We start from the raw sequence: 7,224 nt of genomic DNA on the forward strand, positions 1-7,224 counted from the left end.
GGTGTCGAACACCACCATCTTGGTCGCCACGGCGGGCAGCGAGGCCATCACCGCGCCGAAGATGCTCGAATACACCACCGATGCGGCCATGGAGCCGCTTTGGTCAATGCACAACACCACCTCGCGCTGCGGGCTGCGTGCCTTGCGGCCATAGCCGATGAGCTGCTGGGGCACGATGGTGCGGTACTCCTCCTGCCAGTGGCGCAGGTTGGCGCGGATGGTGCGGTTCCAGTCGATCTCGCTGTGGCGCGGGCGGCGGTTGCGCTGGCTGCGGTCGAGCGCGCCCGTCACCGCCGAGCGCATGGGCTCTTCCAGCTTTTTCAGCAGATCATCGACCACCTTGCGCACCACCATGCGGGCCGTCTCTTTGGTGCTGGCCGGAATCACGCCCGACAGCGCGATCAGGTTGGCCACCAGATGCACATCGGCGTGGGCGCTCTCCAGCATTTCGGGCTCTAGCAGCAGGCTGCGCAAGTCCAGGCGCTCCAGCGCATCGCGCTGCATGACCTGCACCACCTGCGTGGGGAAGTATTTGCGGATGTCGCCCAGCCAGCGCGCCACGCTGGGCGCAGAGCTGCCGCGCCCGCCTTTGCGCTCAGTGGATTTGCCCAGGCCGCCCTTGTCGTCGGCGTCGTACAGCGCAGCCAGTGCCTGGTCGATTTCTGCCATCTGGCCCGAGAGCTTGCCGCAGCTGCCTTCGGCCTGCCCGCCCAGCACCAGGCGCCAGCGGCGCAGGCGCTCTTCTTCGGTGATGGGGGATGGGGCATCCACGGTGGATACGGTGTCGGTGTTCATGGAACGATTCCCAGGATGGTTTGCAGCAGTGGCACGGGCAAGGCGGCCAGGGCCTCATCCCACTGCACCGCTGCGGTGCGGGCAGCGGCAGCCACCGTGCTGTGGCCCCCTTGGCGCGCACGCTGGCCCAGGTCTTGGCGCTCGCTGGCGCTGAAGGCGGCAAAGGTGCGCCGCACCAGCGGCAGGATGTGGACGAAATGCTCCTCGCCCAGACCGCACAGCCAGTCGTTGACCAGTTGCCACAGCTGCTGGTCGTGCAGCAGCACCATGGCATTGCGGTTCAGAAAACCTTCGAGCCAGGCAGCAGCCTGGAGCGGCTCGACGCCACTGGACAAGTGCAGCGACAGCGCCTGCGCGGCGTCGCTGGCCTGCCAGATGCCTTCGTCCAGCAGCAGGCGGGCAGCCAAACCTTGCAGCAGCTCGTGGGCCGTGGTGCTGTCGGCCATCAGGCGCAGGGCACGCTGCCAGGCCTGCGTTTGCTCGGGCGCATCACGCAACGAAACCGCACTGTGGGCAGCCAGCAGCGTGGTGCGCAGGCTGTCGGCGCTGTCGTCGTCGATGCCGCTGCACGCCAGCGGCAGGCCGATGGCGGCGCGCACGATGAGGCTGTCGAGCATGTGCGCAACCATGCCGGTATCGGTCTGGCGCACGTTGCCGTAGCGAAACACGTTGGCCAGCGGTGGCAGGGCTTCGAGCAGTTGCAGCGTGTCACCGTTGACCGCCGCGCGGTTTTCCAGGATGCGCGTCACGGCCTGCACGGCGGGCGCCAGGTCGGCCAGCAGCACCTGGTTGACCAGCTCGGACAGGTCGCGCAGGTGCTCGGCCTGCTGCGCCTGCTCCAGGCTGGCGGCGGTGGCGGCAGCCTCCAGCGTTTGCCCCCACTGGCTGGCTTCGATCAGGCGCACCACAAATTCGGGCTGCCATTGCAGGCGCCAGATTTCATGGAAGGTGCCGCCGCGCGATGCGCGCCCGGTGCGGCTGACGCGGCCCCAGGGCACGTCGATCAGGTGCAGGCGGTGCAGCAGGTGGCTGCGCGCCAGGTCGTTGGGCTGGCGCAAATCCAGGTCGAGCGTGCGCTCCAGCGCCTCGGGCTTGAGGCGCAGGGATTTTTGCTGCTGCTCCACGTCTTTTTGCAGCGGCACGGTGGGCACGTCGGGCGGCACCTGGCCCATGCGCTGGCCCACCAGCAGGGCGTCGGCAATGAAGCCGAGCGCAGCCTCGTCGCCCATGGTCAGCACGGTGCGGGTGGCTTCGTGCAGTTCTTCCAACCCCGCCTGCGGGCGCTGGCGCAGGGCGGCCAGGGTATCGGCCAGGCGCGTGGCTTCGATCAGGTGGGCGCTGGAGCAGTCCAGGTCGCGTTCGCGCATCAGGCGCGCCACCCGCGCCAGCCAGCCCACGGTGCGCGGCGCAGCGCTGCCGGGCGCGGCGTCAGCGGCCACACCACTGAACCACAGGTGTTCGTACCAGCCGGGGGCCGCTATGCCAGCGCCGTAACCGCTGGCACGTGCAAGGTGGCGGTACGTCCAGGGCACCCAGGTCGATTGCACCTTGAGCTTGGGCAAGCCTTTGAGCAAGGCGCTATCGGCGCTGGCCTTGACGCTGGCTTGCAAGCCGCCCAGGTGCCAGGCACCGCAGACCACGGCAATGCGCTCGTGGCCTTTCTTGACGGCCTCGCGGATGCGCTGGCGCATGTGGGCCTCGCGCAGCAACTCGCGGCGGGCGCGGTAGGGGCAGGATTCTTCGGCCTGCACCCCCAGATCGGCGCGCAGGGTGGTCATGGCCTCGGCGATGGCTGCAAACAGTTCTTCGCCATCGCCGCGCTCTTCCACGGTGTGGTTCCACCAGCTTTCACCATCGGCGTGGCCTGCGGCCTGGGCCAGCCAGTTCAAAGGGTCGGTGCGGTAGCCGGGTTCGGGGTCTGCGGTGGGGTCGGCAGCAGGGGCTTGCGCGCCATCGGCAGCAGCGGGCGCTACTGCGCTACCCGGGGCGTTGTCGTGGGCGGCGGCGGGTGCGTTGGCCTCATCGGGCCCACCGGACTCGCTGGCCTCTTCAGCCTCCTGGGCAGCCACCTCGGCTTCCTGCGCTTTGGCCAGCGCCATCTGGTGCGCCAGGGGCAGATCAATGAACGACACCGGCACCTGCTGCATGAGCGCCCAGCGCAGCGCCTGCCATTCGGGCGAGAACACTGCAAACGGGTGGTACACCGCGCGCGCCGGCTCGTCGGGGCAGTAACTCAGCAGCGCCACGGGCGGCTGCATCTGCTCCGACAACAGGGCGGCCAGCACGCCTTCGGCCTCGGGCGGGCCTTCGACCAGCACGCAGTCGGGCTGCAACCCGGCAAAGGCACGCACCAGGCTGCGCGCGCAGCCCGGCCCGTGATGGCGAATGCCAAAGTAGTGGACTTTGGGGGCTTCGGGGACTTTGCTCACGGCAGCGGCCTGTTATTCGAGTTCCTTGCAGGCGCGGTACAGGCTCTTCCAGTCTTCGCGCTCCTTGACCACGATGTCCAAATATTCTTTCCACACCACGGCATCCTGCACCGGGTCTTTGACCACGGCGCCGATCAAGCCCGCTGCCACATCGTGCGGGTGCAGCACACCATCGCCAAAGTGCCCGGCCAGCGCCATGCCGTTGTTGATGACCGAAATGGCCTCGGCGGTGGACAGGGAAGAGCTGGGCGACTTGAGCTGCGTCTTGCCATCGAGCGTACGGCCACTGCGCAGCTCGCGGAAGATTTGCACGATGCGGCGCACCTCCTTCAGGGCGGGCGGTTCGGCGGGCAGTTGCAGCGCCCGGCCCATCTCACCCACGCGCTTGACGACGATGGAGACTTCTTCATCCTCCGACGCGGGCACGGGCAGCACCACGGTGTTGAAGCGCCGCTTGAGCGCTGCCGACAGCTCGTTCACGCCCTTGTCGCGGTTGTTGGCGGTGGCAATCACGCTGAAGCCGCGCGTGGCCTGCACCTCCGAGCCCAGCTCCGGGATGGGCAGGGTTTTTTCTGACAGCACGGTGATGAGCGAGTCCTGCACATCAGCGGGGATGCGGGTGAGCTCTTCGACGCGGGCGATCTTGCCATCACGCATGGCGTTCATCAGCGGGCTGGGCACCAGGGCTTTTTCCGAGGGGCCATTGGCCAGGAGCTGGGCGTAGTTCCAGCCGTAGCGCAGTTGCTCTTCGCTGGTGCCTGCGGTGCCTTGGATGAGCAAGGTGGAGTTGCCGCTGACAGCCGCTGCCAGGTGCTCAGACACCCACGATTTGGCCGTGCCGGGCACGCCGTACAGCAGCAGCGCCCGGTCGGTGGCCAGCGTGGCCACGGCAATCTCCATCAGGCGGCGGCTGCCGATGTATTTGGCGCTGATCTCAAAGCCGTTATCGAGCTTGCCACCCATCAGGTACGACACCACTGCCCACGGCGACAGTTGCCAGTTGGCGGGGCGTGCGTGGGTGTCTGCCTTCTGGAGCTCTTCCAGCTCGTGGGCAAATTGGTGTTCAGCGTGTTGGCGCAGGGCTTCGGTGGTGCTCATGACAATCTTTCGGAAGCGGCAAATCCAGGGACAAAAAAAGGTGATGGATGGGTTGCGCCCGCTCAGGCGGCGGGCAGTTGCGCAAAGGCGCGCCGTGCCAACAGCACCGGCAGGCTGTGGCGCAGGGCCTGCGCCAGCGCCTGGCCGGGGGCTTGGTCTTCGCTGTGCTGCTGCTGCGCCTGGGCCAACAATGGCGCCAGCGTATCGGGGTGCAGCACGCAACACAGCTCTGCCAGCGGCAGGTGGTAGTAGCGGTGCAAGTACAGCGGCAGTTTTTCCAGCAACTGCTGTGACAGGGCCAGCGACAGGTGCTGGCCGGGCGGGTACGCAGCCACAATTTGCTGCAACACCTCGTCCAGTCCGCCAACCTGCGCTTTGCCCATGGCTTGCAGGGTGCGCAACCAATAGGGCTCCCGGTCAGCGGCGGGCAACAGGGCCAGCACGGTGGCGGGGGATTCGCGCAGCAGCTTGCCCGGCCAGTGCTCCAGGAAGGCATGGCACCAGGCGGTTTCGGGCGCCATCTTGAGCACGTCCAGCCAGGCGCGCACCAAGGCTTCGTGCCAGTCGCCCTGGCTGGCCCACTGCACTAGGGCATCTGGGGCCATGCCAGTGTGCTGCGGCCACCACGCCAGCGGTACCTGCCGGGCCAGTTGGTACAGCCACCAGGCGCGCTCGCCCATGCTTTCGTGTTTGGGGCGCTCGGCCTCCAGGCCCTCGACTTTCCAGTCTTCGCCAGGGGCTTGGGGTGGCTCCAGGCGCCAATCGCCGGGCCTAGCCTGCTCCAGGCAGACTTGCACGCGGGCGATGGCGCGCAGCGTGGGCGCACTGGTGGGCAGTTGTACCAGCAAGGCGCGCGCGTTCTGGCGCACTTCACGGCCCCGGTCTTGCTGGGCCAGGGTGGTCAGCAGCGCTTCGTCGTCCGCCGACAGGCCGGTGTGCAACACCGCCACCAGGTCGGCGCGTTCTTTGGCGGGCAAATCGGGCAAGGCCGCCTGCAAACGCTGGCGGGCACTGGCCGGATCGGTGGCGCGCTCTTCTTGCAGCAGTTGCACCCGCTGCGCCAGCGTGCCCTCTTGCCAGCGCGTGGCCGCTGGTGCGCTGTCTGCCGTGCCGATGGCATAGCGCCAGTGGCTGCTGTGGCGGGCCAGCCAGCGCCCGCGCTCGCCCAGCACGGCCACCAGCGATGGACGCAGCGCCGTGCTGCGCGAACCCGTATCCAGCGCCAGCGGCAGCACCCCCACCGGCAGCCGCCGGCGTGCCGCGTGCAGGCGCTGGAACAGCTCAATTTGCAGGCGCTGCGGTGCCTCGGTCAGCAACCAATGCAGGCAGGAGTGCAGATCGCCGGGCTCCAGCGGCACCCACTCTTCAGGGCCGATGGCGCAGGCGGCAGCGCCGCTACCCGGCGTAGCAGGGGCCTGGCCTTGCCATCCGGCACGCTCGCACACGGCCAGCACGCCCGCCATTTGCAACAGCGCCAGGGCGGGCTGCGCCGCCTGGGCCTGCACCTGCGCCAGCAAAGCGCCCACCGCCCCGTCAAGCAGGGGGGCTGCCACGGTTTTTTTGTCGGTACCCACCATGGCAGCGGGCAACAGGGTTTGCCACAACGTGGCCTGGGAAGGGCTGTGCAGACTCATGCGGGACTCCAGATCCAGACCCCTTCGGGGCTGTGTGCAGACAAAGGGCGCAGGGCTTGGCCGTCCCATTCGCCTTGTACGGTCAGGGCGTGTCCGGCACCCAGTGCCAGCAAAGTCCAGCCATCGGCCTGGCGCAGCTGCAAGGGCAGCACCGCAGTGCCCCAGTGCAGGTAGAAATGGTCTGCGTCGTGGGCCATCGTGGCGTCATGGCAGCGCAAGGGGTGCAAAAAGCCCCACGGGTTGTCTGCCATGCGCCGGGCCACGGCATGCCACTCCTGCGCTGGGGTGCTGGTGCCAGCGCCCTGCGCGGCAGGTGCCGCGTCCGCCTCGCTGCCAGCACCCGCCACCAGCGCGCGCAGCGGCGCGGCACTGGGATAGAAAGCCAGTGCGGCATCCACGGTGGCAGGGCACATCCAGGCCTGCTCAAAAGCACGGCCTGCAAACGCGTGGTCCAGCACCAGGGCACGCTGGCCGGTGTGCAGGCCGTGCAGCCACACACGCCGCTCCATCAGCCCGCCCTCGCGCTCTTCCTGGATCACGCCCATCACCTGCCACTGGTCGCGCACGGGGCTGGCCTGTGCCAGTACAGCGTCTTTGTCCAGGGGCCAGCCCAGCAGGGCGCGCACGTCGGCGACGGTGCCCTCGCCCAGGGCCGTGCGCCGCGCTACGGCGTCGCAGGCCAGTTGCAGCAGGCCCAGGCGGCGCAGCACGTTTTCTGGCCAGTGCGGGCCATCGAACAGCGCCGCAGCGGCGTAGCGCAGGCGCTGCGCCAGGCCCGGAGCCTGGGCATCGACCAGGCGCGCGGCCATGGCATCCCAGGCGTCCTGGCTGTCGGGGGTGAGGTGGCCCAGCCCCTGCGCAGCCTGGTCGAGCAGCCATTGCTGCAATTCGGCCACGCCCTTGTCGATGCGCGCCCAGCGTTTTTGCGCGGTTTTCAGGGCAGCCTCTGCGGCGTTGGGGTCGGCGGCTTTTTCAGCGGCTTTCTCGCGCTGCTTTTCTTCTTTTTTCTGGCTGCGCTCGGTGCGCGAGGCCAGCCACTCGCTCACCCAGGCGGGCGACGGGCCAGTCTGGAACAGCGCCGGGCTTTTGGCCCACAGCAGCAGCAAGGCCAGGCCGTGTTTGCACGGAAACTTGCGGCTGGGGCACGAGCAGCGAAACGACGGCCCCGACAAGTCCACCTGTGTCTGGTAGCGGCTGCTGCCCTGGCATTCGCCCCACACCGCCGCTTCGTTGGCGCCCAGCAGCGGCCATTGCCCCGGTTTGGTCAA

At 68.4% G+C, this 7,224-nt stretch carries 5 protein-coding genes; all 5 read right to left on the reverse strand.

The genetic code is table 11. From position 1 onward, the window contains the following. A partial coding sequence (locus PHX69_RS14205) for a VWA domain-containing protein (protein ID WP_288044519.1) occupies nt 1–795 on the reverse strand: 795 nt, incomplete at its 3' end. Then, on the reverse strand, nt 792–3,224 hold the full coding sequence (locus PHX69_RS14210) for a DUF5682 family protein (RefSeq protein ID WP_288044521.1): 2,433 nt from the start codon (nt 3,222–3,224) through the stop codon (nt 792–794). The genes PHX69_RS14210 and PHX69_RS14205, both read right to left, overlap by 4 nt. Nucleotides 3,225–3,236: 12 nt before the next feature. After that, nucleotides 3,237–4,322, reverse strand: a complete 1,086-nt coding sequence (locus PHX69_RS14215; protein ID WP_119012895.1) for an ATP-binding protein — start codon at nt 4,320–4,322, stop codon at nt 3,237–3,239. A gap of 62 nt (nt 4,323–4,384) precedes the next feature. Then, nucleotides 4,385–5,956 carry a DUF5691 domain-containing protein gene (locus PHX69_RS14220; RefSeq protein ID WP_288044524.1) on the reverse strand — a complete coding sequence of 524 codons (1,572 nt, stop codon included), beginning with the start codon at nt 5,954–5,956 and terminating at the stop codon, nt 4,385–4,387. Further along, nucleotides 5,953–7,224, reverse strand: a 1,272-nt coding sequence (locus PHX69_RS14225; protein WP_288044526.1) for an SWIM zinc finger family protein, incomplete at its 5' end; no start/stop codon positions are given. The genes PHX69_RS14220 and PHX69_RS14225, both read right to left, overlap by 4 nt.

The sequence above is a fragment of the Simplicispira sp. genome (assembly GCF_028687295.1).
GTDB classification, from domain to species: Bacteria; Pseudomonadota; Gammaproteobacteria; order Burkholderiales; family Burkholderiaceae_C; genus Simplicispira; species Simplicispira metamorpha.

Excerpts from the sequence above, each read along its gene's own strand:
- PHX69_RS14215 (WP_119012895.1), bottom strand. The coding sequence starts at position 4,322 with ATGAGCACCACCGAAGCCCTGCGCCAACACGCTGAACACCAATTTGCC.
- PHX69_RS14220 (WP_288044524.1), bottom strand. The coding sequence starts at position 5,956 with ATGAGTCTGCACAGCCCTTCCCAGGCCACGTTGTGGCAAACCCTGTTG.